Source organism: Janthinobacterium lyxosi (assembly GCF_051380665.1).
Lineage (GTDB): Bacteria > Pseudomonadota > Gammaproteobacteria > Burkholderiales > Burkholderiaceae_D > Janthinobacterium.
In genome coordinates this window covers 152,999-176,664 of sequence record NZ_JBNYXM010000006.1, presented here as the reverse complement: position 1 = coordinate 176,664, position 23,666 = coordinate 152,999, and the positions used below count along the sequence as shown (strand labels likewise).

14 protein-coding genes are annotated in these 23,666 nt (G+C 64.9%); 6 read left to right on the top strand and 8 right to left on the bottom strand.

The genetic code is table 11. The features are described 5' to 3' along the window. Positions 1–94 precede the first annotated feature (94 nt). From ACQ4WP_RS08170 to ACQ4WP_RS08160, 3 genes are read left to right on the top strand one after another with little or no spacing between them, the layout of a single operon-like run. Positions 95–1,498: an MFS transporter gene (locus tag ACQ4WP_RS08170; protein WP_436519507.1), complete on the top strand. Its 1,404-nt coding sequence runs from the start codon at positions 95–97 to the stop codon at positions 1,496–1,498. Next, positions 1,495–2,118 carry a glutathione S-transferase family protein gene (locus tag ACQ4WP_RS08165; protein ID WP_436519506.1) on the top strand — a complete coding sequence of 208 codons (624 nt, stop codon included), beginning with the start codon at positions 1,495–1,497 and terminating at the stop codon, positions 2,116–2,118. Before ACQ4WP_RS08170 ends, ACQ4WP_RS08165 begins: the two co-directional genes overlap by 4 nt. A gap of 18 nt (positions 2,119–2,136) precedes the next feature. After that, positions 2,137–3,162 (top strand): LLM class oxidoreductase, encoded by a 1,026-nt coding sequence (locus ACQ4WP_RS08160; RefSeq protein ID WP_436519505.1) that lies wholly within the window; start codon positions 2,137–2,139, stop codon positions 3,160–3,162. A 6-nt stretch (positions 3,163–3,168) separates the two neighbouring features. Here the strand turns inward: ACQ4WP_RS08160 and ACQ4WP_RS08155 are convergent, their stop codons facing one another. The 8 genes from ACQ4WP_RS08155 to ACQ4WP_RS08120 all read right to left on the bottom strand — a co-directional run bounded on the left by ACQ4WP_RS08155 (position 3,169) and on the right by ACQ4WP_RS08120 (position 13,288). Beyond that, positions 3,169–4,455: a DUF445 domain-containing protein gene (locus tag ACQ4WP_RS08155; protein WP_436519504.1), complete on the bottom strand. Its 1,287-nt coding sequence runs from the start codon at positions 4,453–4,455 to the stop codon at positions 3,169–3,171. A gap of 77 nt (positions 4,456–4,532) precedes the next feature. Further along, the gene (bcaP, locus tag ACQ4WP_RS08150) at positions 4,533–5,930 is read right to left on the bottom strand and encodes a branched-chain amino acid transporter BcaP (protein ID WP_436519503.1); all 1,398 of its coding nucleotides are present in this window, start codon (positions 5,928–5,930) and stop codon (positions 4,533–4,535) included. Between the two features lie 200 nt (positions 5,931–6,130). After that, positions 6,131–7,918 carry an MFS transporter gene (locus ACQ4WP_RS08145; protein ID WP_436519502.1) on the bottom strand — a complete coding sequence of 596 codons (1,788 nt, stop codon included), beginning with the start codon at positions 7,916–7,918 and terminating at the stop codon, positions 6,131–6,133. Between the two features lie 37 nt (positions 7,919–7,955). Then, positions 7,956–9,050 carry an N-acetylglucosamine-6-phosphate deacetylase gene (locus ACQ4WP_RS08140; protein WP_436519501.1) on the bottom strand — a complete coding sequence of 365 codons (1,095 nt, stop codon included), beginning with the start codon at positions 9,048–9,050 and terminating at the stop codon, positions 7,956–7,958. Between the two features lie 3 nt (positions 9,051–9,053). Then, positions 9,054–9,821: a DeoR family transcriptional regulator gene (locus ACQ4WP_RS08135; protein ID WP_436519500.1), complete on the bottom strand. Its 768-nt coding sequence runs from the start codon at positions 9,819–9,821 to the stop codon at positions 9,054–9,056. A gap of 35 nt (positions 9,822–9,856) precedes the next feature. Beyond that, entirely contained in the window at positions 9,857–11,200 is a 1,344-nt protein-coding gene (locus tag ACQ4WP_RS08130) for a D-tagatose-bisphosphate aldolase, class II, non-catalytic subunit (protein ID WP_436519645.1), read from the bottom strand. Further along, positions 11,200–12,165 (bottom strand): ROK family protein, encoded by a 966-nt coding sequence (locus tag ACQ4WP_RS08125; RefSeq protein WP_436519499.1) that lies wholly within the window; start codon positions 12,163–12,165, stop codon positions 11,200–11,202. Before ACQ4WP_RS08125 ends, ACQ4WP_RS08130 begins: the two co-directional genes overlap by 1 nt. Further along, positions 12,152–13,288: an AgaS family sugar isomerase gene (locus ACQ4WP_RS08120; RefSeq protein ID WP_436519498.1), complete on the bottom strand. Its 1,137-nt coding sequence runs from the start codon at positions 13,286–13,288 to the stop codon at positions 12,152–12,154. The genes ACQ4WP_RS08125 and ACQ4WP_RS08120 overlap by 14 nt, the downstream gene beginning before the upstream one ends. Before the next feature lie 359 nt (positions 13,289–13,647). On the opposite strand from ACQ4WP_RS08120, the gene ACQ4WP_RS08115 reads away from it, so the two are divergent. From ACQ4WP_RS08115 to ACQ4WP_RS08105, 3 genes are all read left to right on the top strand, one after another. Then, positions 13,648–16,998: a TIM-barrel domain-containing protein gene (locus tag ACQ4WP_RS08115; RefSeq protein ID WP_436519497.1), complete on the top strand. Its 3,351-nt coding sequence runs from the start codon at positions 13,648–13,650 to the stop codon at positions 16,996–16,998. A gap of 100 nt (positions 16,999–17,098) precedes the next feature. Next, entirely contained in the window at positions 17,099–20,059 is a 2,961-nt protein-coding gene (locus ACQ4WP_RS08110) for a TonB-dependent receptor plug domain-containing protein (protein ID WP_436519496.1), read from the top strand. A gap of 505 nt (positions 20,060–20,564) precedes the next feature. Next, entirely contained in the window at positions 20,565–23,612 is a 3,048-nt protein-coding gene (locus tag ACQ4WP_RS08105; RefSeq protein ID WP_436519495.1) for a TonB-dependent receptor, read from the top strand. The last annotated feature ends 54 nt before the right edge of the window (positions 23,613–23,666 follow it).

Sequence of the window (23,666 nt, the reverse complement as noted above, 5' to 3'; positions counted from 1 at the left end):
AAAATCATCGTTTCAGTTTCTCTCTTAAAAAACGCATTATAGGGGTATTCAGCGTTGTTTTGACGTCGAGTAAAACTATATCGATAGGATCTCCATGTTACTTTCACATAGGCAACTTTGCCTGGTTTTGCTGTGCACCACGCAATTCCTCGCCTTGCTCGATTTTTCCATTACCATGATTCCCCTGCCGCAAATCCAGCACAGCCTGGGCTTTACGCCCGGCGGCCTGCAATGGGTGATCAATGCGTATGGCGTGGCCATCGCCGGCTTCTTGCTGCTGGGCGGGCGTGCGGCCGACATGTTCGGCCGCCGCCGCGTCTTCCTCATGGGCGTGGTCCTGTTCACGGCGGCGTCCCTGCTGGGTGGCTTTTCGCACAGCCCGGCCATGCTGGTGGCCACGCGCGCGCTGCAGGGCTTCGGTGCCGCGATGTTTTCGCCGGCCGCGTTCTCCCTGCTGCTGGCCGTGTTTCACGAGCCGGCCCAGCGCAACCGGGCGCTGGGCGCCTGGACGGCCGTGGCGGCCAGCGGCTTTGTCGCGGGCCTGATCCTGGGCGGCTTCATCACCGACCTGCTGGGCTGGCGCTGGGTGTTGTGGATCAATGTACCCGTCGGCTTGCTGGTGCTGGCCCTGTCGCCGGCCTTGCCCCTGGGCCGGCCCGATACCGCTACCGCTGCGGCTGCCGGCACGCTCGACGTGTGGGGCGCGCTGCTGGTGGCGTCGGGCGCGGCGACGCTGGTGTTTGCCTTTGCCAATAGCGAGCATGTGGGACTGGCGCATCCGCTCACCTTTGCCCTGCTCGCGCTGGCGCTGGCCTTGCTGGCGCTGTTCGTGTGGGTGGAGGGGCGCGTTGCCGCGCCGCTGATGCCGCCGGCCGTGTTCCGGCGCCGTTCGACGGGCGGCGCGAATATCGTCTCCTTGCTGGCCAACACGGCCCTGGGCCCCACCTTTGTCGTGGTGGCGCTGGCCATGCAGGAAGTACTGGCGTTTTCCGCCACGCGCACGGGGCTGGGCTTGCTGCCGATGGCCGTCGCCTTTACCCTGGCCAGCGCCTGGGCCGGGCCGGCGCTGATCGCCCGCTGCGGCACCAAGCCCGTCATCGTCGGCGGCATGCTGCTGTTCATCGGCGGCCTGGCCCTGCTGGGCGTGTCGCTGGCGACGCTGTCTGCCTGGGCCTCCTCCATCCTGCCCGGCAGCGTACTGGCCGGCATCGGCTATGGCCTGGCGTTTCCCGCCTGGACCGTGGCCGGCATCGATGGCGTGCCGGAAGCGGACCATGGCCTGGCGGGCGGCATGCTGACCACCACGCAGGAAGTCGGCTCGGCCGTCGGCCTGGCCGTGGGCGTCGCTGTCGGCATCGCCGTGCTGGCCGGTGGCGGCACGGCCGCACAAGGCTACAGCAGCGCCATCCTCGTTTCCGCCTGCCTGGTGGCAGCGGGCCTGGCGTGCGCCATCGCCATCCTGCCCGGCAAGGCCGCGCGGCAGGAGGCGGCGTCATGATGGAACTCTACACCGACAGCTCGCCGAACGGTTTCAAGGCCACGATAGCGCTGGCCGAACTGGGCTTGCCGTACCGGCTGCGCCATGTGTGCATCGAACAGGGCGAGCATCGGCTGCCCGCTTTCCTGGCCCTCAATCCGCACGGACGCATCCCCGTGCTGGTGGACTACGATGCGGGCATCACGGTGTTCGAATCGGCTGCCATTTTGCTGTACCTGGCCGAGAAAACGGGACGGCTGCTGCCTGCGGAGCCGCAGCAGCGCTGGGCCGCCATCACCTGGCTGCAATTTCACGCGGCCAGCATGGGGCCGATGCTGGGCCAGCGCGTGCATTTCGAGATCGCGGACGGCGGCGCGAATGCGGCCGCCACGGCGCATTTTCGCCAGTTGAGCGATGCCGCGCTGGCCACCATGGATGGCCGCCTGGCCGGCAGTCCCTATCTGGCCGGCGATGACTATTCGGTGGCCGACATCGCCAGCTTTGGCTGGCTGCATATCGCGCTGCTGGTCGGCTTTGATTTTTCCGCCTGGGCGCACGTGGGCGCCTGGTACGCCCGCGTGGCGGCCCGCCCGGCCGTGCAGCTGGGCATCACGCTGCCCGCGCCCGCCACGGGCGCCTGATTTTTATCAAGGAACAGCATGAGCATTGACATTACAGAAGGCGCTTCGTCGCAGGCCTTTACGCTGCACCGCGGCTACCGCCGCATGTTCGCGCCCGGCGCGCTCACCCTCGGCATCTACCTGCCGCTGCGTTTTTACCAGGGCGACATGCAGGCGCTGGCCGGCCAGGCCGACCTGGTCGCCGCCATGGACCGGCAAGGCTTTGCCGCCGCCTGGGTGCGCGACATTCCCCTGTTCGACCCGCGCTTCGGTGATGCGGGCCAGCTGTTCGACCCGTGGACCTACCTGGCATACCTGGCGGCGCGCACGGACTCGCTGGCCCTGGCCACGGGCAGCGCCATTTTCACCCTGCGCCACCCCATCGACCTGGCCAAGGCGGCCGCCAGCATCGACCAGCTGTCGGGCGGACGCCTGGTGCTGGGCACGGCGTCGGGCGACCGGGCCAGCGAGTTTCCCGCATATGGCGTGCCATACGCCACGCGCGGCGAGCGCTATGCACAGGCCGTGCACATGTTCCGCCAGCTGCTGCGCCCCGGTCCCGCCAGCATCGACGGCCCGCTGGGCAGGGTCGAGGGCCTCGAACTGCTGCCCAAGCCCGTGGCGGGCGCCATTCCCCTGATCGTCACCAGCTCTTCGGGCCAGCCGCTGGAATGGATAGGGCGCCATGCCGATGGCTGGCTGACGTATCCGGAAGCGACGGATACGCCGGACGGACCGCGCCGGCTGGCGGCAAAGATCCGCGCCTGGCGCGCCTGCATACCGGGTGGCGGCTTTCGCCCGCATATGTGCAATGAGTGGCTGGACCTGGTGGACGACCCCGATTATCCGCGTACGCCCGTGCGCAGCGGCTATGTGCTGCGCACGGGGCGCAAGGGGCTGATCGACTTGCTCGGTGAATGGCGCGCGGCGGGCGTCAACCATGCGGCGCTGGGCATCCAGCATGGACAGCGTCCGGCCATCGACGTGCTGCAGGAGCTGGCCGAAGAGGTGCTGCCGCATTTCCCTTCGCATGCGGCGCTGCCCGGCGCCGTGCCGCGCTGGTGAGGATGGCTAGAACGCCTGGCTGACGGCGTAGATCAGCAAACCGGCCAGGCCGCCCACGATGGTGCCGTTGATGCGGATGAATTGCAGGTCGCGCCCGATAGCCAGTTCGATGCGCTCGCTCATTTCATCCTTGCTCCACAGGTCAAGCCGGCCGGCGATGAAGGCGCCCACTTCGCCCCGGTAGCGGCGCACCAGCGACCCGCTGCCGGCGACGATGGCGTCGTTCAGCCATTCCCGCGCGGCCGCATCCGTGCCGAGCACCTGGCCCGTGTTGCGCGCCAGGCTGGCGATTGCTTGCGCCAGCACGGGCTGGTCGGCGTGCAGGTCGGCCAGCAGGCGCGTGCGGATGTTGTGCCAGACGTCGCCCAGCATGGCTTGCACCGTGTCGCTGGCGACCAGCTGCAGCTGGTAGCAGCGCACAGTGTCCTGCCAGTGCGGGTCGGCCTTCAGGTGCAGCGCGCTGTCGGCGATCCAGCCGGCGATGCGCTGGCGCAGCGGGTGCTGCGGATCGATGCGCACGGCGAGGGCAAACTTTTGCAGCGAGGCGATCATGCGCGGCTCGTACGCTTTCACGGCTTTTTTCACCAGTGCGTTCTCGATCTGGAAGGCGCCCAGCACGAAGTCGCCGATGGCGGCGTGGTGCGCCTCGTCGCCCAGGTAAGCAGCGCTACGGTCGAGCAGGAAGTCCAGCAGTTCCTGCGGCTTGCCGTCGGCGATCAGCGCGTCGATGCAGTCGGCCGCCACTTCCGACAGATTCAATTGGCCCAGGTAGCTGCTGGCCTGTTCGCGCAGCAGGCGGCCCAGTTTGTCGTGATCGGCCATCGCCAGCAGCTGTTTCATCACGCCGGCGCTGGCCATGCCCAGCTGCTGCGCGTGGATATCGTCACTGAGCCAGGCGCCCAGGCGCGCGGCAGGATCGGCCTGCACGATGCGCTCGGCGATGCCTTGCTCGGTAATGAAATGGTTTTCCACGAAGGCGCCCAGGCTGCGGCCGATGTCCGCCTTGCTGTTAGGGATGATGGCCGTATGCCACAAGGGGATGCCCAGCGGGTGGCGGAACAGGGCGACGACGGCGAACCAGTCGGCAATCGCCCCCACCATAGCCGCCTCGGCGAATGCTTCCACATAACCCCAGGCGGGATGGCCGCCCCGCTGCGAGCGGGCCACGGCGAAGACCAGCGCGGCGAGCAGCAGCAAGCCGACGGCCAGCAGCTGCATGCTGCGCAGGCGCGCGCGCTTGAGCTGGTCCGTGCTCTGGTCCAGTTGTGCGATGAGGTCGGGGGAACGTTGCATGGATGGCGGCCTGCGTTGGTTGCGAGACCGCCATCTTAACTGCGGCAGCGACAGGATATGTCGCTGCAGGGGACTTTTTACTGCGGCGGGTGCAGCAGCGAACGGCGGCGCGCGTAGCCGAAGTAGATGACCAGGCCAATCGCCAGCCAGATGGAAAAGGCCATCCAGGTGACCCAACTCAGGAAAGTCATCAGGCCCACGCACAGGATCACGGCCAGCGCCGGCACGTAGGGCACGCCGGGGCAGCGGAAGGCGCGCGGCAGGTCGGGACGCTTCTTGCGCAGCACCACCACGGCGACGGAAACCATGGTGAAGGCGGCCAAAGTTCCAATATTGATCAGCTCGGCGAGGATGTTGAGCGGGATCACGGCGGCGATCAGGCCAAACACGATGCCCACCAACCAGGTGGCGAAGAACGGCGTGTGGAAGCGCGGGTGCACGGTCGACAGGCGCTTTGGCAGCAAGCCGTCGCGCGACATGGCGAAGATGATGCGCGTCTGGCCGAAGGCCATCACCAGGATCACGGTCGTCATGCCCAGGATGGCGCCCAGGTCGACGAAGCCGGCGATCCAGTTTTCGCCTGCATATTGCAGGGCCAGCGAGACGGGATGGTCGACGCCGAGGAATTTTTGATACGGCACGATGCCTGTCATGATGGCAGACACCACCACGTACAGCACGGCGCACACGGCCAAGGAGCCGATAATGCCGATTGGCAAGTCGCGCGACGGCTTCTTGACTTCTTCGGCGGCCGAGGTGACGGCGTCAAAGCCGATGAAGGCGAAGAAGACGAGGGCGGCTGCGCTCAGCATGCCGTGGTAGCCGAACGGCATGTAGGGCTGCCAGTTGGCTGGCTGCACGTGGCGCGCGCCGAAGATGATGAACAGCAGCACCACGCCCACCTTGATGGCCACCATGATGTTGTTCAGGCGCGCCGATTCGCGCACGCCCCAGCCCAGCATGGCCGTCAGCAGCAGCATGATGACGAGGGCCGGCAGGTTGATGAAGGTCGTCACGCCGGGCAGGGCGCCCGGTGCGGCCGTCAGGGCTGCAGGCAAGGTAATGCCAAAGCCCGACAGCAGCGACTGGAAGTAGCCAGACCAGCCGACGGAGACGGCGGCCGCGGCCAGGCCATATTCGAGCAGCAAGTCCCAGCCTATCATCCAGGCGGCCAGCTCGCCCAGGGTGGCATAGCTGTAGGTATAGATGGAGCCAGCCACCGGCACGGTGGAGGCGAATTCCGCATAGCACAGGGCGGCGAAGCAGCAGGCGACGGCCGCCACGACAAACGACAGCGACAGGGCCGGGCCTGCCGTCAGCGCACCCGTGCCGGTAAGCACGAAAATGCCGGTGCCGACGATGGCACCGATGCCCATGAGGACAAGGTCGAAGGGCCCCAGCACTTTCGCCAGTCCTCCCGGCTTCTTGCTGTGGGCAATCATGTCATCCAAATTCTTGGTTCTAAATAAGCTCACTGTGTCTCCTGGTAGTTTTTGTCATGGCGCCATTGCCGCCTCGTGAGTAGCACGACGCAGCCAGATTCTAGCCCAGGCGGCGGTCGTTCCAGTAGGAAAACTGTACTTTGCCGTGTGCGCCAGCCTGCAAGCTTGCCTTGCAGGCAAAAAAACAGCCCCGGATGGTGGGCCGGGGTTGGAAAGGAGGCCGCTACAGTTGCTTACTTGGCGAAGTGCGCTTCGATTTCTTCCAGGGTTTTCCCCTTCGTCTCCGGCAGCAGGAAGGCGGCTGCCAGGAAATACAGCACGGTGCAGCCGGCGCCGAAGAAGAACAGGGTGGAGTAACCATGCAAGCCCACGGTCGGCAGGAAGATGGCGGCGATCACCGTCGAGACGAACTGGTTCACCAGCAGGGCGATGCTCATGCCGTTCGAGCGGATGCGGGTTGGCATCAGCTCGGACAGGGCCAGCCACACGCACACGCCCGGTCCCACGGCAAAGCTGGAAACGAACACGCAGATGGCTATCGCCACCAGCCAGCCATGCGTGGACGAGGGCACGGGGCCCAGGCTGGCCTTCTCGATGCGCAGCGGCGCCTCGCGTCCGGCGACCGGGTCGGCGAAGGGGTTCAGGTGCAGCTTGCGGAAGAACACGCCAATCACGCTGTCGGCCTGCACGGCGTCTTCGCGGGCGATCGTCACTTGGTGCAGCACGGGATCGTCGCTGCGCAGGCTTGTCACGTTGGTGAACGGACCGTAGGCGTAGGCGATGGTCAGCTGCTGCGGCGTGCCGTCGGCCGCCGCGCCAAGGGCCGTCAAGGTGGCCGCATCGAGGCGCAAGGCCAGGCTGTCCGCTTGCACTTGCGCCGCGATGGCGGGGCGCACGTCGGCCAGGTGCGCTTCGGCGCCGCGGAACAGCAGGCCGGCGGCCAGCAGCGAGATGACGATGCCGCCCGTGCCCAGCATCAGCAGGAATTTTCGGCCCTTGCGGTCCACCAGCAGCACGGCCACCACCGTCATCACGGCGTTCAGCACTTTCAACAAGACGTCAGCCATGTTGGCCGAGGCGCCCGACAGGCCCGCCTGGTTGAGGATATTGACGACATAGGCGAGGATGGAATTGATGCCCGTCGCCTGCGTGCAGGCCAGGATCAGGCAAGCGAGCAGGAAGGGCAGCACGTAGCGGCGGCTCAGCAGCGGATCCCTGGCCTTGCCGGTGGCCTTGGCCGCGTTCTCTGGCGTGTCTTGCATCTCGCGCAGCTCGATGTCGGCGGCAGCGGGCAGGCGCGTGCGCAGCAGCGACTGGCGCGCCTGTTCGATGCGGCCCCGTTGCGCCAGCCAGCGCGGCGACTCGGCCAGCAGCAGGGCGCCGACGGTAAATACCAGGCCAGGCGTCAGACAGACCCAGAAGATGCTGCGCCAGGCGTGGTCCTTGGCCGTGAAGATGGCGGCAATGCGGCCCGCTTCCGGCAAGGCTTGCGCCGCCTGCGTGGTCGTTTCCACCGTCTGCGCCTGCTGCAGGCCGATCAGGGCGGCCGCCACCAGGCCGATGGTCAGCAGCAGCTGGAACAGGGCGGCTCCCCGTCCACGCTGTTGCGCGGGCAGGCATTCGGCCAGGTACAGGGGCACGACGACGCCGATCAAGCCGCCGCTGATGCCTTGCAGCAGGCGCCCCAGCAGCAGCGGCATGTAGCCGTCGGCCAGGGCGATCAGGGGGATGCTGGCGCTGAACAGGGCGCCGGCCAGGAACATCACCCAGCGCCGGCCCAGCAGATCGGCCAGGGCGCCGGCGAACAGCGAAGAAAGGACTGAACCCAAGAGCACGGCGGCGACGATAAAGCTCAGCTGCTGCGCCGTCAGTTTCCAGGCTACCGAGGCCGTCGATTCCAGGTAGGGCAGGGCGCCGGCGATGATGCCGATGTCTATGCCGTACAGCAATCCCCCCATGCCGGCAATAAATAGCAGGTAGCGCATGGCCCACACGGGGGCCTTGTGTGACGTGTCGTGCATGAAAACTCCGGGACGGGGTTGAGGTGGGGTGGGTGGTCTAGCGGGTGGAAAGATCGATGGCCGCGCCTTCGACGAAGACGGACACTGGCTGCAAGTCGGCATCGAGGACGACGATATCGGCCCAGGCGCCGGGCGCCAAACGGCCCCGTTCGGATTCGCCCAGGTAGTCGGCTGGGTACAGCGACAAGCGGTTCGAGGCGTCGGCCAGGTCCAGGCCCAGGTCGACGAAATTGCGCAGGGCCTGGTCCATGGTCAGCACGCTGCCGGCCAGAGAGCCTGTGGCCAGGCGCACGCAGCCCAGGCATTTGTAGACGCGCTGCGTGCCCAAGCCGTATTCGCCGTCCGGCATGCCGGTGGCCGAGGTGGCGTCCGTCACGCCGTACAGGCGCGGGATGGCGCGCAGGGCTGCGCGCAAGGCGCCCTTGGCCACGTGCTGCAGGTCGGGGATGATTTCCGCGTACTCGGCGTGCGCCAGCGCCGCGCCCACCATGCCCGGGTCGTAATGCGTCATGCCGGTCATGCCGTTGTACAGGTGGGTAAAACCGGAGACGCCCGCTTTCAGCGCCGCCACGCCTTCGTCATACGTGCCGGCGCTGTGGCCGATCTGCACGCGGATGCCCATGGCCGCCAGTTGCGGGATCAGCTCCAGGTGGCCGGGGATTTCCGGCGCCATGGTGAGCACCTTGATGGGGGCAATGGCGTGGAAGCGCTGCACCAGCGCCAGGCTGGCTTGCACCACGTCGGGCGGCTGCGCGCCCAGGCGGTGCAGGTTCAGGAATGGTCCTTCCAGGTGCACGCCCAGCATGCGCGCGCCGTTGGCCGGGCGCTCGGCAATGACGCCGGCCAGGCCTTGCAGGGCGCGCAGGATCGAGGGTTCCTTGGCCGTCAGGGTGGTGCCCAGCAGGGCCGTGGTGCCGTGGCGCGCGTGCACCCGGGCCACGGTGGCACCCGCGTCGCCGCCTTCCATGATATCGACACCCGCCGCGCCATGCACGTGCAGGTCGATGAAGCCGGGCAAAATGGTCAGCGCGTTGTCGGCGGCAGGGTCTTCTTGTATCTGGACGATACGCTGATCAAAAGTGATGGTGCCCGTGATCCAGCCAGATGGGGTAAGGATTCTGCCGCTCAGCATGTGTTATTCCGCTATAAAAAGTTCGATGCCCAGCTTTTGCAGCCCTTCGCGGTATTCCTGGCTGATGCTGGCATCGGTGATGACGGTATCGACCCGGTCCAGCTGCACGATGCGGTGCAGGCTGACGCGGCCGAACTTGGAGGCGTCCGTGAGGACGATGATTTTCTTGGCCCGCTCCACCATCTTGTGGTTCAGGCTTGCTTCCGCTTCGTGGTGGGTGGTGACGCCAAATTGCAGGTCGAAGCCGTCCACGCCCAAGAACAGCTTGTCGAAGCTGTAGGCCTGCAGACAGGTTTCGGCCTGGCTGCCCTGGATCGACAGCGACTGCTTGCGCAGCAGGCCGCCCGTGAGGATCAGGTCCACGCCGGGCGCGTCGGCCAGTTCCCATGCGATGTTGAGGCCATTCGTGGCCACCGTCACGCCGGTCGCATCGCGCAAATGGCGCGCCAGCGAGATGGTGGTGGTGCCCGAGTCGATGATGATGTTGTCACCCGGTTCCACCAGCCGCGCGGCGAAGGCGCCAATGCGCTCCTTCTGCTCGTGGTTGATGGCATCCTTCTGGCGTATCGTGTGTTCAAGCGGCGGTGTGCGCGTCAGGGTCGCGCCGCCGTGGCTGCGCGTGGCCATGCCTTGCGCTTCCAGCGCATTCAGGTCGCTGCGGATGGTGACCGCGGACACGCCGAGCTTTTCCACCAGATCGGTCACTTGCACCGAGCCCTGCTGGGCAAGCATTTGGAGGATGGATTCACGGCGTTGGCTGGTATTTCGCATGGTGGCGGGCTCAGTAAAAAATGAAAATACCGAGCTTAACAGATTGCCGCTTCGGCAATGACGGGGACTGCCGCATTGCGGTTGCAGGCGCGCGCATATTGCGCCAGCAAGCTGCCGATCTTGTGCTCGATCAAGGCCGGCGCCCGCGCCTGCAGGCTGCCCTGCACCACGGCCAGGCACTGTTCCGGCAAATGCTGGCTCAGGAGCGGCAACGGTATCGCCAGGGTATCCAGGTTGGCCAGCAGCTTGCCGACGGCGGCAGCCACCTCCGGCTCGCCCCAGTAATAGCGGCAACGGTCGCTCAAGCCATAGCGGCGCATCAATCGCTGTTCGTCCGGCGTGCCCAGGTAATGCTTGATCCAGTTCTTCGGCTTGGCCAGCATCACATCGTCGAGTACCTGCATCAGCTGCGAGGTGGCGTGCGCCGGCAGCATTTCTTGCTCGATCTGGCACAGCGCGTACAGCGCTTCGCGCAAGGCGAAGGTGGCGGCCGGGCCCACTTTCAGGATGGCGAAATGGTCGCGCACCATGGCGTGCAGGGCCGATTCGCGCTGGTAGTCGGTGGAATGGGCTTCGAACACGAGGCCAGGCTGCTCGGCCACAAAGGCCGACAGTTCGGTGGCGGCATCCGCATCGTAGTGCTGGATGCTGTTCTGGTCGAAATCGACGCCCGGCTGCACCACCATGGCGATGACCCGGCGCCAGGCGCCGTGCAAGTCATTTTCCAGGAACGCGCGGCGGTGCACATCGAGCGTGCGGCGCGCCGCCTGCGGGCTGGTGACGGCGCCGGCCAGCGCCAGCGCCGCTTCGCCGCCGGGAATCGGCACTTCCGTGCCGATCACGTAGACGGGTGGCTCGAAGCCGGCGGCGGCGGCCGCCGCTTCGGCGACGATGCACAGGCGCGCCGAGCGGGCCGCCACGGTTTCATCGTCGAGCTGTAAGGGGTCGTCAAAGCAGCGCATGCTGCAATCGAGGTGGATTTTATGAAAACCGGCCGACGCATATGCGGCGATCAGGGTTTCGGCGTGGGCCATCGCGGTGCCTGCATCGAGGTGCTGCCAGGCGTTCGGGCCAAGATGGTCGCCGCCCAGCACCAGGCGCTCGGTCGGGAAACCCTGTTCCCGCGCCAGTGCCAGCATGGTGTCGCGGAAAACGGCCGGCGTCATGCCCGTATAGCCGCCGAACTGGTCGACCTGGTTCGAGGTCGCTTCGACCAGCAGCACGGTGTCGTAGTCGCTGGCCACGCGCATGGCGGCGCGCAGCACGCTCGGGTGGCTGCAGCAGACGGCGTACAGTCCCACGCGCTCGCCGCGGCGGTGCGCCTTGATCACTTGCTGGATCGGGGACAAGGTAAAAGTCGGGTTTTCCACTTGCTTCATCATGTTGACGCCTTTGTATGTTGTCGTATCAAAAGGGCCGCGCCGCGCGCGCCGCCGGCGTCGCCAAAGCGGGGCGGCAAAATGGGCGGCACGTGCACGCCGGGGAACAGGTGACGCTTCACGGCGGCCGGCAGCTTGTCGTACAGGTGCGGCAGCTTGGACAGGCCGCCGCCGAGCACGATGACGTGCGGGTCGTAGGCCAGCACCAGGCTGGCCAGCGCATGCCCCAGCACATCGAGGTGCACGGCCACCGTGCGTTCGGCCACGGCATCGCCCATGTTGGCGCGTGCCACGATGGCCAGCGGCTCGGCGCCGTCGCCGCCAAAGTGCGCGTGGATTTTGCGCATGGCGGGGCCGGAGACATAGCGTTCCAGGCAGCCAGTCTTGCCGCACGGGCAGGGATAGTCGGCCAGGCCATGCTGCGCCAGCAGGGTGGCGGGCAGGCTCCAGTGGCCCCACTCGCCGGCCACGCCGTTAAAGCCGCGCAGCAGCTGGCCGCCCACGCAATAGCCGCCGCCGGCGCCCGTGCCAAGGATGGCGCCGAACATGCTGGCGGCATTCTCGGCCGCGCCGCCTTGTGCTTCCGACAGGGCGAAACACTGGCAATCGTTGCCGATGGCGACAGGGCGCTGCAAGGCTTGCTGCAAGGTTTGCGCCACCAGGCGGCCGTTCAGGGCCGGCACATTGGAACTCAGTTGCCGGCCGCTGGCGCTATCGATCACGCCGGGCAAGCCGATGCCGACAGGCGCCGTCGTGCCCAGGGCGGCGTCGCCGCGCGCCACCAGGTCGACGATGGCTTGCACGAAGGCGGCAAAATCGTCGGCCGGCGTGGCCACCCGTTCGCGGAACACCTCGGCCAGCGCGCCGTCGCGGTCGGCAAAGGCGACCAGCTCCATCTTGCTGCCGCCGATGTCGATGCCGTGGTAGCCCGCGTGGTAGCCCGTTGTCTGATTAGAATTGGTCATGGCCATAGATGGTGACGCCCTGCACGACACGGTTGACGATGCCGCCGGCGAATGGATTGTCGGGGCGCAGTTGCAGCAGCGCGGACTGGTGCAGCGCATATTGCTGCGCCATCAGCAGCCACAATGGCGCCAGCCAGGCGTCGGGCCAGGCCGGTGCGTCGGCCGACAGGTCGCCGCCGATGCCCACCGTCAGGCACGTCTGCGCCACGCTGTCGCGCTGCAGTTCTTTCAATAGGTCGTCTTCGTACTGGCGCGCCAGCGGCTTGCTGCTGCGCAGCAGGATCACCAGGGACTCCGTGGTGACGGCCGATTTCGGGCCGTGGCGGAAACCCAGCGCGGTATTTGCCATCGCCATCACGCGGCCACCCGTCAATTCCAGGATTTTCAATGCCGCTTCCTTGGCCAGCGCTTCCAGCGGGCCGCTGCCCAGGTAGACCACGCGCTGCACGGGGGTTGATCCGAGGTCCGCCACAGGCGCCGACCAGTCGCGCAAGGCTTGCTCGCCCAGTTGTGCCAGGGTCTCCAGGCGAGACAAGTCCGTGTCCTTGCCCAGCACCGACAGGGCCGCCAGCAGCATGCTGCTAAAGCTGCTGGTCATGGCGAAGCCGCGATCGCAGCTGCCTTCCGGCATCAGCAGGTTATACGTGTTGGCGTCATTGGCGCCCTGGCGCGCCAGCTTGCCGTCCGCGTTGCAGGTGATGTTGAGGAAGCGCGCGCCGGGCACGACCTGGCGCAACAGTTCGACTGCCGCCAGGCTTTCCGGGCTGTCACCACTGCGGGCAAACGAGACGAGCAGGGTGGGCGCCTCCGCTTCCAGGTACAGATCTTGGTGCGTCAGCAGGGTGGTGGTGGCGATGGCGCGGATTTGTGCGGGCCAGGCCGTATTCAAGGTATCGACGACGATCTCGCCCACATAGGCCGAGCTGCCGGCGCCCGTCAGGATGACGCGCTGGCGGGGATCGGACAGCGCGCCGCCCAGGAAGGCGGCCAGGCTGGCTTGCTCGCTGCGCAAAATGCTGGCCAGCGCGCGCCAGATGGCCGGCTGGTGGGCGATTTCCTCGGCCGTGTGCAGGCCGCCGATGTCGCGCCAGGTTTGAATGTCACGCTGAAGAAGGGTAGTCATGGAGTGTCAGTAAAGTGTTTGTTGGAGAAAGCATAAATACTAAATTTCGAAAAGTCAAATACGAAAGTAAAACGAAAGTAAAATCTTTTCTGTCTTGCGAAATAATGTTGTTCTTATTGGGGTTATCCCGTGCCTGAATCATGTTGCGGTGCCGCATGAAACCAGTGCTGCTGCCGCTTGTCGCTGAAATGCGACGATAACGAAAGTATGTTTTGTGACATTTTGGTGAAACGTAAGAAAAGTGCGCCAATTTTGGGCATTCTATTAATAAATTGGTGGTAAAAACTTTCTTTTGATTGACGATATTTATTTTTCTTCTTAAAGTATTTCCATCACTTCGATTTTCTGAAAGCCGCCTGATGAAACCACTCCCGCTTCCCCGTCGCGCCCTTGCTGCCTGTGTCCTCGCCGCCCTTGCCACCCTGGCTGCGCCTGGCCTGCATGCCGCGACTATCGGTAATTTGCAGTCGCTCTCCACCGTGCACGCGGCCGACGTGGCGAAGGGCGAGGCACTGGGCTGGGACCTGCGCAGCGATACGGGCATGCAGCTGCGGGTCAGCCTGCCGCAGGCGGACGTGCTGCGTATCCAGGCGGGCGGCAAGGCCGGTTTGACAGGGCCGGGCGACAAGGCCGCGCCCATCGTCGTGGGCCAGCCTGCCGCGCAGGTGGCTTATCAGCTCAGCGAGCAGGCCGAGCATATCCTGATCAGTACCGAGGCCCTGAGCCTGCGCATCGACCGTACACCTTTGCGCTTTACCCTGCTGCGCAAGGGCGACGCGGTGCCGCTATGGCGCGAGGTGCAGCCGCTGTCGCTCGACGAAAAGCAGGGCGTGCAAGTGCTATCGAGCCTGCCGGGCGAGCGTTACTTTGGCGGCGGCCAGCAGAATGGCCGCTTCGAATTCAAGGGCAAGCAGGTGCCCGTGTCGTATTCGGGCGGCTGGGAAGAGGGCGACCGGCCGAACCCCGCGCCGTTCCTGATGAGCTCACGGGGCTGGGGCGTGCTGCGCAATACCTGGTCCGACGGTAATTACGACTTGCGCGACAAGGAGCAGATCTCGCTGCAGCACGCGGAAGGCCGCTTCGATGCGTATTTCTTTGTCGGCAAGGATCTGCGCGACGTCGTCGCCCGCTACACGGACTTGACGGGCCGCGCCCGCATGCTGCCCCGCTGGGCGCTGGAATACGGCGACGCCGATTGCTACAACGATGGCGACAATGTGAAAAAGCCCGGCTCCGTGCCGAAGGGCTGGAGCGATGGCCCGACCGGCAAGACGCCGGACGTGGTGGAAACGGTGGCGCGCCAGTACCGCGAACATGACATGCCGGGTGGCTGGATCCTGCCCAACGATGGCTATGGCTGCGGCTACACGAACTTGCCGGAAACGGTGAAAGGCCTGGCAGGCTATGGCTTCCGCACGGGCCTGTGGACGGAAAACGGCGTCGACAAGATCGCCTGGGAAGTGGGCCAGGCGGGCAGCCGCGTGCAAAAGCTGGACGTGGCGTGGACGGGCAAGGGTTACCAGTTCGCCATGGACGCGAACAAGTCCGCCTACGACGGCATCCTGAATAACTCCGACAGCCGCCCCTTCCTGTGGACGGTGATGGGCTGGGCCGGCATCCAGCGCTACGCCGTGGCGTGGACGGGCGACCAGAGCGCCAGCTGGGACTACATCCGCTGGCACATCCCGACCCTGATCGGCTCGGGCCTGTCCGGCCAGGCGTATGCATCGGGCGACGTGGACGCCATCTTCGGCGGCAGCCCGGAAACCTATTTGCGCGATTTGCAGTGGAAGAGTTTTACGCCTGTCCTGATGGGCATGTCCGGCTGGGCCGCGGCCGAGCGCAAGCATCCGTGGTGGTTTGATGCGCCGTACCGCGACATCAACCGCCGCTATCTGAAGCTTAAGATGCGCCTTACGCCGTATATGTATACGCTCGTGCGCGAAGCGGAGCAATCGGGCGCGCCGCTGGTGCGGGGGCTGATGTGGGATTTTCCGCAAGACCCGGCAGCCTACACGGAAGCCTATAAATATCAATTCCTGCTGGGCCGCGACGTGCTGGTGGCGCCCGTCTACCGCAGCCAGGCTGTTAGCGGCGGCTGGCGCAAGGGCATCCACCTGCCGCAAGGCACGTGGTACGACTACTGGGATGGTCGCCAGGCCACGGCGGGCGCGAAAGGGCGCGACCTGGATATGCAGGTGACCCTGGACAAGCTGCCCGTGTTCGTGCGCGCCGGCGCCATCCTGCCCATGTATCCGGAAATGCTGTACGACGGCCAGAAGCCGAAGGATCAACTCACGCTGGATATCTATCCGCATGGCGACTCGGATTACACCCTGTATGAAGACGATGGCAACACGCGCCAGTACCAGGGCGGCGCCTTCAGCCAGCAAGTCATCCGCATGCGCCAGACGGGCGGCGACGTGCAGGTCGATATCGGCGCCGTCGATGGCAAGTACCAGGGCCAGGAAGCGCGCCGTGGCTATGCGCTGCGCATGCTGGCCGGTCAGGCACCGGCCGCCGTGCGCGCTGGCGAACGGCTGATCGCGGCATCCGGCGAGCGTGCCGCCTACGACAAGGCGGTCGAAGGCTGGTATTTCGACGCGGCAGACCGCCAAGGCACCCTGCACGTGAAAGTGGCGGCGCAGGATGTCCGCCAGCCTTTGATTCTGCGGGTCGCCGGCGCGCTGACCGTGGCGAGAATCGATGCCGACTTTCCGGCCGCCCCCGTGCCGGGCCGCGCCTTGCCGGCCGACGCCATGCAGGTGGTGGCGCGTCCCTTTGAAGAAAGCGGCTATCCGCTGGAAAACGCCTTCGACGGCAAGCCCGAGACGTGGTTCCGCACCGTGCGCAGCCCGTCCGTGAAAAGCGGTCCGCACGAATGGGTGATCGGCTTTACGGAGCGGCGCCTGGTGGACGGCATCGAACTGGCGCCGCGCAACGACCAGCACTGGAAACATGGCCAGGTGCGCGACTATGAAATCTACATCGGCGACAACAACGGCGAATGGGGCGCGCCCCTGCAGCGCGGCACCCTCAAGCTGCTGGAAGGCAAGCAGACGATCAACTTCCCCGCCACGGCCGGGCGCTTGCTGCGCTTCCGCGTCATGAGCACGCAAAATCCGGAAGGCGATGGCGCGGCGTCCACCGACCCGATGGTCACGGCGGCGCAGGCGGGGCCGGTGGCGCGCGCGTTTGACGCGGCGCTGGCGACCGACGTGGCGCCCGTCACCCTGTCCGAATTCCGCGTGCTTGAGCACCGCGTGGCTGAAGGCGAGGAGGTGCAGCGCTATCTGTCGGACCTGGCGCTGCCGAAGAATATCGCGAGAGACCGGCCAGCCGGCAAGGCGGCCGAGATGCGCATGAACGGGCTGTGGTTCCGCAAGGGCCTCGGCGTGGGACCGGCCAGCCGCATCGACTTGCAGCTGGCGGGCAACTGGAATCTGCTGCGCGCCGACCTGGGCGTGGACGACAGCTGCCGCAGTGCGGGCGGCTTGCAATTCCAGGTCTGGAGCGGTGAGCGGCTGCTGTATGACAGCGGCCTGGTCACGGCTCCCGGGGTGGTCAAACCCGAAATCGACGTGCGCGGCCTGAGCCAGCTCAGTTTGCGCACCCTGGGCGCGCGCGGCGCCCACCCGGCCCAGGTTTGCGGTAACTGGGCCAACGCCGTGTTGACCGGTACGGAAGGCGCGACAGTCAAGCCGCGCTAGACACACTTCATCATTTCACTAAAAACGAGCCCCTCTTCGGACCGGGGAGGGGCTCTTGCAGCCTGACGAAAACAAATCACTTATAAAAAGGGAGATGGGAATGCACTTGAAAAAACTGATGGCCGCCATGGTGGCGGTAGGGTTGGGCTCAACTGCGCTGGCATCAACGGCGCTGGCAGCGGAGGAGGAAAAGCTGGCGCGCGTCGAAGTGACTGGCTCCAGCCTGAAGCGCATCAACGCGGAAACGGCCTCGCCCGTACAGGTGATCAACGCCAAGCAGATCGAAAACATGGGCGCGCTCACCTTGCTGCAAGTGCTGGACAACCTGCCCGCCGCCCGTCCGGCGCAGCAGGACTTCCGCTCCATGTTCACAGGGTCCGATGGCGGTTCGCAAGCGAACCTGCGCGGCCTCGGCGCGCAGGGTACGCTGGTGCTGCTCAATGGCCGCCGCCTGTCTTTCTACGGCGCGCCGGCCGGCTTCCAGACCATGTTCGTCAACATTGATGCCATTCCTGCCGCCGCGATTGAGCGCATGGAAATTTTGACGGACGGCGCGTCGGCCGTGTACGGCTCCGATGCCGTGGCCGGCGTCATCAACGTGATCACCAAGAAGTCGTATCAAGGCCTGGAAGCGCGCGCCAATGGCGAGTTTTCGCCCAGCGTGAAAGCCTATGGCGAGCGCCAGGCCAGCGTGCTGTATGGCCTGGGCGACCTGGCCAGTGACGGCTACAACATCTACGGTTCCGTGAACGTCTACCAGCGCGACCGCATCGCGCTGGCCGATACCTGGCGCAAGCGTCCCTCGTATTTTTATGTGAACAATCCCAATTTCCTTCCGAACATGCGCTTGGGCGTCGGCAGCGAACCGGGCGTGATGAATCCCGGGACCTTCTTTGTCTTCGACAAGGCCAACAACAATGCCCGCACCCAGCGCGCCGCGCCTGGCTGCAACACCAGCATCACCGAAGCGTCGGGCACGCGCTGCGTGTGGAATGCGTTGCCCAACCAGCTCGACACGGGTCCTACCTCGGAGCGCGCCACAGCCTACCTGAGCGGCCGGCTGAAACTGGGCGGCGACCTGGAAGCGTTCACGGACGGCGCCTTCACCCACATCAAGATGCGCGGTGAAAACGGTCCGTCCAGCTTCAATAGCGGCAGCACGAACAACTGGTTCGCGCGCAACACAGGCAATACCCTGAACACCTTCGCCACACCTTTTCTGAGTCCGAACAACGTCTACCTGAAGGGCAAGCTCGATGCCGACATGGTGGCCAGGATGGGCGGCGCGGCTGGCTTGAACTACCTGTTGCAGGATGCGACGGGCCACTTCGGCCAGAAGAATGTGGATGAAAACTACCGCGCGCTCGTCGGCCTGCGCGGCAGCATCGGCGGCGGCTGGGATTTTGAAACGGCGCTCAGCGTGGCGGGCAGCCATTCCACGCTGTTCCAGACGGCCAATCTGAATATCAATGGCTTCAAGCAGGCGTTCGGCCCGTTCACGAAAGACCCCGTCAGCGGCCGCACGTACATCTCGGACAATCCCGCCTACAAGTTCGGCGAAATCAGCGACGCCAACGCGGCGCTCCTGCGCGCCGCCTACCCGACCTTCGCCATCGAATCCTGGACCAAGCTGATGACGTGGGATGCGAAGCTGGAAGGCACCTTGTTCAAGCTCGGTGAGCGCGAAGTGCGCGCCGCCGTGGGCACCAACATCATGCGCGAGAGCTTCCTCACGCCCGGCAACGCGGATGCGGCCAATGGCTTGATCACGCAGCAGGGCGGTTCCTGGTTCGATGGCCGGCGCACCATCGCCGCCGTGTTTGGCGAAGTGGTGGTGCCGCTCAGCGACACGCTGGAAGTCAATGCGGCCGCGCGCCTGGACAAATACCCGCATTTTGCCGCCAACCTGGCGCCCAAGCTGGGCGTGATCTGGCGCGCGCGACCCGACCTGATGCTGCGCGGGACGTATTCCGAAGGCTTCCGCGCGCCCAACCTGGCTGAATCGGGCACGGGCGGCGTCTTTGCGCAGGTGGGCGGTATCCGCGATACGGTGCGCTGCGACGAAACGAATGCCATGGCGCGCGCCCTGATGAAGTCCAGGGTGGCGACGGATGCGGACCTGGGCAAAAGTTTGCTCAATTCGAATTGCTCGACGACGGTGGGCGGCCTGACGCCGCCGAACCAGAACCTGCGCCCGGAAAAAGCCAAGATTTCCACCGTGGGCCTGGTCCTGCAACCGGCCAAGGATTTGAGCATCTCCATCGATTACTGGTTCATCAACCGTCGCGACGAAATCGTGCGCCAGGACTTCAACGAGCTGTTTACGGAACTGGTGGACAAGTATGGCCCGACCCTGGCCGGCACGCCGAGCGCCATCCGCAATAGCTTGACCGATGCGGACCGGGGCAATGTGGCGGCGGTGGCTGCCATGTGCGCCAACCCCGCCAACGCGGGCGTGTGCTCGGGCGGCGTGCCGGGCTACTCGGTGGGCAACCTGGGCGGCTTGATCAACTCGTACTCGAACCGCGGCCGCACCCTGATGGACGGCGTGGACATCGATGCGCGCACGCGCTTTGCGCTCGGTGACTGGGGCAAGCTGAGTACTGGCATCGCGGCCACCATCCGCAAGCGCGACACCCATGACAGCGAAGACGGCAGCGACATCAAGGGCAATACCGTCGGCTACTATGATTCGCCGCGCTACCGCGCCACTGTGAACGCCGACTGGAGCTACCGCAACTTCGTCAGCAGCGTCTTCGTCAACTACTCGGGCAAGACGCGCTGGGCCTACGGTCCCTGGGACAAGGACAACACGCCGGAAAACTGCACCGCCGCCTCCGTGGCGCTGCCGGCCGGCCAGTGCAAGGGCGCGCCGTCGTACACCACGGTCAACCTGGCCTTCAGCTGGAAGCCGGTGAAGAACCTGGACGTGGGCCTGAACGTGAAAAACGCGTTCAACAAGCAGCCTTACTACGACCCGAACGGCTGGGAAGGCTACAACCATAGCCAGGACCTGTTCGGCCGCCAGTTTGCTCTCTCGGCCAGCTACAAGTTCTTTTAAGGCATGACCTTGCCCCGGCCCGCCAGCCGGCATGGTGGTGGGCCGGGGTCTTGTCATGGAAAGAAAAAGATAATGTTCCGAAATGCACAATACGAAAGATAAACGTAAGCGAAAGGCGATACCCCTGTCTTCTTTCGCGTTTTTCTCCCCGGATTACCGCGTGGATTGTGCCCTGCTGACCATCCCCTCGCGTGCGTGTGTATCTGCCACACCACGATAACGAAAGTTATTTGCCACGCAACTCACTAAACCGAAAGATAAATCGCCATTATTTGCCAAATTGAACGATAAATTTGCGTTATAGCTTTCTTTTTGTTGACGATACTTATTTTTCTTTTTAAAGTAATCCCAAGAAAACGAAAATCGGCCGATACGGACTGATTTCCCGAAAGGTGCAACTGCCTGGTTGCACCGGCCGACGACCACCATAAAAATTGCGTTCCCCCGACTCCGCCCTGGAGCGGGGAGGGCGCGTATAACCCTCGATATAGACGGAGAGACAATCATGCATAGCACCCGACTCAAATTGCGCGACATCAGCCGTGCCGCCGCGATCGTGATCGCATTGGCGGCCGGCGTGCCAGGCCAGGCCTGGGCACAGTCGAACGCCACCAGTACCATTTTCGGCGAAGTGAGTGCGCCGGCTGGCGCCACCGTGGTGCTGGAAAACCTGGCGACGGGCGTGCAGCGCACTTTGACGCCGGATACGTCGGGCCGCTATGTGGCCAACTCCATGCCGCCAGGCCGCTATGCGGTGCGCGTGCTGCGTGCCGGTTCGGTCGAAGCATCGCAGGAAGTCGAAGCCCTGATCGGCGCCGGTGCGGAAGCGAACTTCGGCCCGGCCGGCGCGGCCGGTACCGTGGGCCAGGAGCAGACCGTCGTGGTGAAAGCGTCGCGCAACCCGATCGACGTGTCGAACACGAACAATGGCGTGATCTTCACCGCCAAGGAATTGAAAGCGCTGCCAGTCGGCAATGACGTGGCCTCCATCGTGCAGCTGACGCCAGGCGTGGCGCGCGGCACCAACAGCGTGTATGGCAATGCGCCATCGATCGGCGGTTCGGGCCAGTCGGAAAACGCGTTTTACGTCAACGGTTTCCCCATCACCAATATCCTGACGCAGGTGGGCGCGTCGGAGCTGCCGTTTGGCGCGATTTCCAACCTGCAGGTGCTGTCGGGCGGCTACGGCTCGGAATTTGGCCGTTCCACGGGCGGCGTGATCAACATCACCACCAAGAGCGGCGGCAACAAGGTCGAATTCGGCGGCAAGGTTTCCATTATTCCCCGTTCGCTGAAGGGCACAACGGAAAACCGGTATTACCCGAACACGGGCGCCAATCCGAAGACGGATGGCACCTTGAAGTACTGGAACCGCGATAACGGCAGCACCAGCAAGGTCGTCGGCTTGTACGGCAGCGGGCCGCTCATCAAGAACAAACTGTTCGCCTTCGTGGCGCTGGAACAGACGCGCACGGACGGCGGCTCCGTCGCCGGTGCGCGCGACGACCTGGTGGACAAGGTGCTGCCGAACGGCTGGCGCGAGAGCAAGAGCAAGGTTGACCGCATGATGGCCAAGCTGGACTACAATCTGACGGACGATCATCACTTTGAATATACCAAGCTGTATGACCGCACGACAACGGACAGCCAGAGCTATGGCTTCGACTATGCCACGCTGAAACGCAACAACGTGCCTGGCGGCGGGAGCGAGACCACCATCAACTGCTGCGGCTCGTCGGCTGCGCCAGGCGCGAATGTCGACATCTTCAAGTATACGGGCTACCTGACGGACAACTTGACGGTGACGGCCATGATGGGCCAGTCGCGCACTGCGCACACCCGCACGCCGAATGGCTACAACCCGCTGCTGGCGCAGACCTCGTCGAACACGTCGACCCAGGTGCCGGGCCTCTCCTATGCCAATCCGCAAGCGGTGACGGGCACCCTGGTCGATCCTTCCTCGGAAGACCGCCAGAAAGCCAAGCGCCTGGACCTGGAATACAAGCTGGGCAAGCACTCGCTGCGCGGCGGCATCGACCGCATCGACGTGGAATCGCAAGTGGGCCTGAGCCTGGCGGGCGGCTACCGCTGGAGCTATTTGAAAGCCAAAGATGCGAATCTGCCGATCAACGGCGCCTTTGAGACGCCGGCCCAGGGCGGCGGCTACGGCAAGGATGGCTACTATGTCAGCAAGGACCTGAATGCCAACCTGGCGCGTCCGACCAGCGTGCAGTCGGCGCAGTACATCCAGGATCACTACCAGGTCACGGAACGGGTGCTGCTGGACCTGGGCCTGCGCCGCGAACAGTTCACCAACTACAGTACCGATGGCGTGGCCTTCATTTCGCAGCGCAACATGATCGCCCCGCGCGTGGGCGCCACCTGGGACTACCTGGGTGACGGCACGCTGAAATTTTTCGCCAACGGCGGCCGCTACCACTTGCCGGTGCCGTCTAACCTGTCGAGCAACATGGCCAGCCCCTTCCTGGCCACCAGCGAGATGTTCACCTACACGGGTGTCGATCCCGTCACGGGCGCGCCGACAGGCCTGCACGCCATCAGCAAGCCGTATTCGGCCAACAACGCGTACGGCCAGAGCCGCGATGCCCGCGAAGTGACGGCCGTTGGCCTGAAGCCGCTGTCGCAGGATGAATTCTCGCTGGGCTTCGAACGTGCCCTGAGCAAGAAGCTGGTGGTGGGCGCCAGCGTCCTGTACCGCAAGCTGAACGACACCAACGACGACACCTGCGACGCGCGTCCGCTGCAAGCCTGGGCCACGCGCAACGGCGTCGACACGGGCAACTGGAGCGGCTTCCAGTGCGCCATCATCAACCCGGGCCGCGACAACAGCCTGATGGTGGACTTTGACGATGGCAAGGGCTTGCGCCGTGTGGATATTTCGGCGGCAGAGTGGGGCAACCCGCTGCCATCGCGCACCTACCGCGCCTTGAACATGTTCGTCGAGCACCCGTACACGAACGGCTGGTACGGCAAGCTGACCTACACCTTGTCCGGCCTGAAGGGCAATATGGAAGGCCAGACGGACAGCATCGGCGGCGGCGACGTGGGCCTGACGGTCAGCGACGACCACAAGGAACTGATGTACAACGCCTATGGCTACCTGCCTGGCGACCACCGCCACGCCTTCAAGGCCTATGGTTTCATGCAGGTTATCCCGGACGTGATGGTCGGCGCCAACCTGTCGCTGACCTCGGGTGCACCGCGCAACTGCATCGGCGCGCTGCCCGATAACCTGAAGTTCGAGAACGACTACGGCGATTCCTACTTCTATTGCAATGGCAAGCCGGCGCCGCGCGGCAGCCAGGGCCGCCTGCCGTGGCAAGCCCAGTTAGACATGAATGTGGCCTATACTCCCAGCGCCGTCAAAGGCCTGAGCCTGAAAGTGGACGTCTTCAATGTGTTCAACAGCCAGACCGTGACCCGCTACACCGAAACGCGCGAAGACCATGGCGCTATCTCCCGCAATTACCTGCAGGTCGATGGACGCACGGCGCCGCGTTCGGTGCGCTTCACGGCGGAATACACCTATTAAACTGCAGCCGGCCCGCTGTATGGCGGGCCGGTGACGATTATTACCAATGGAGCG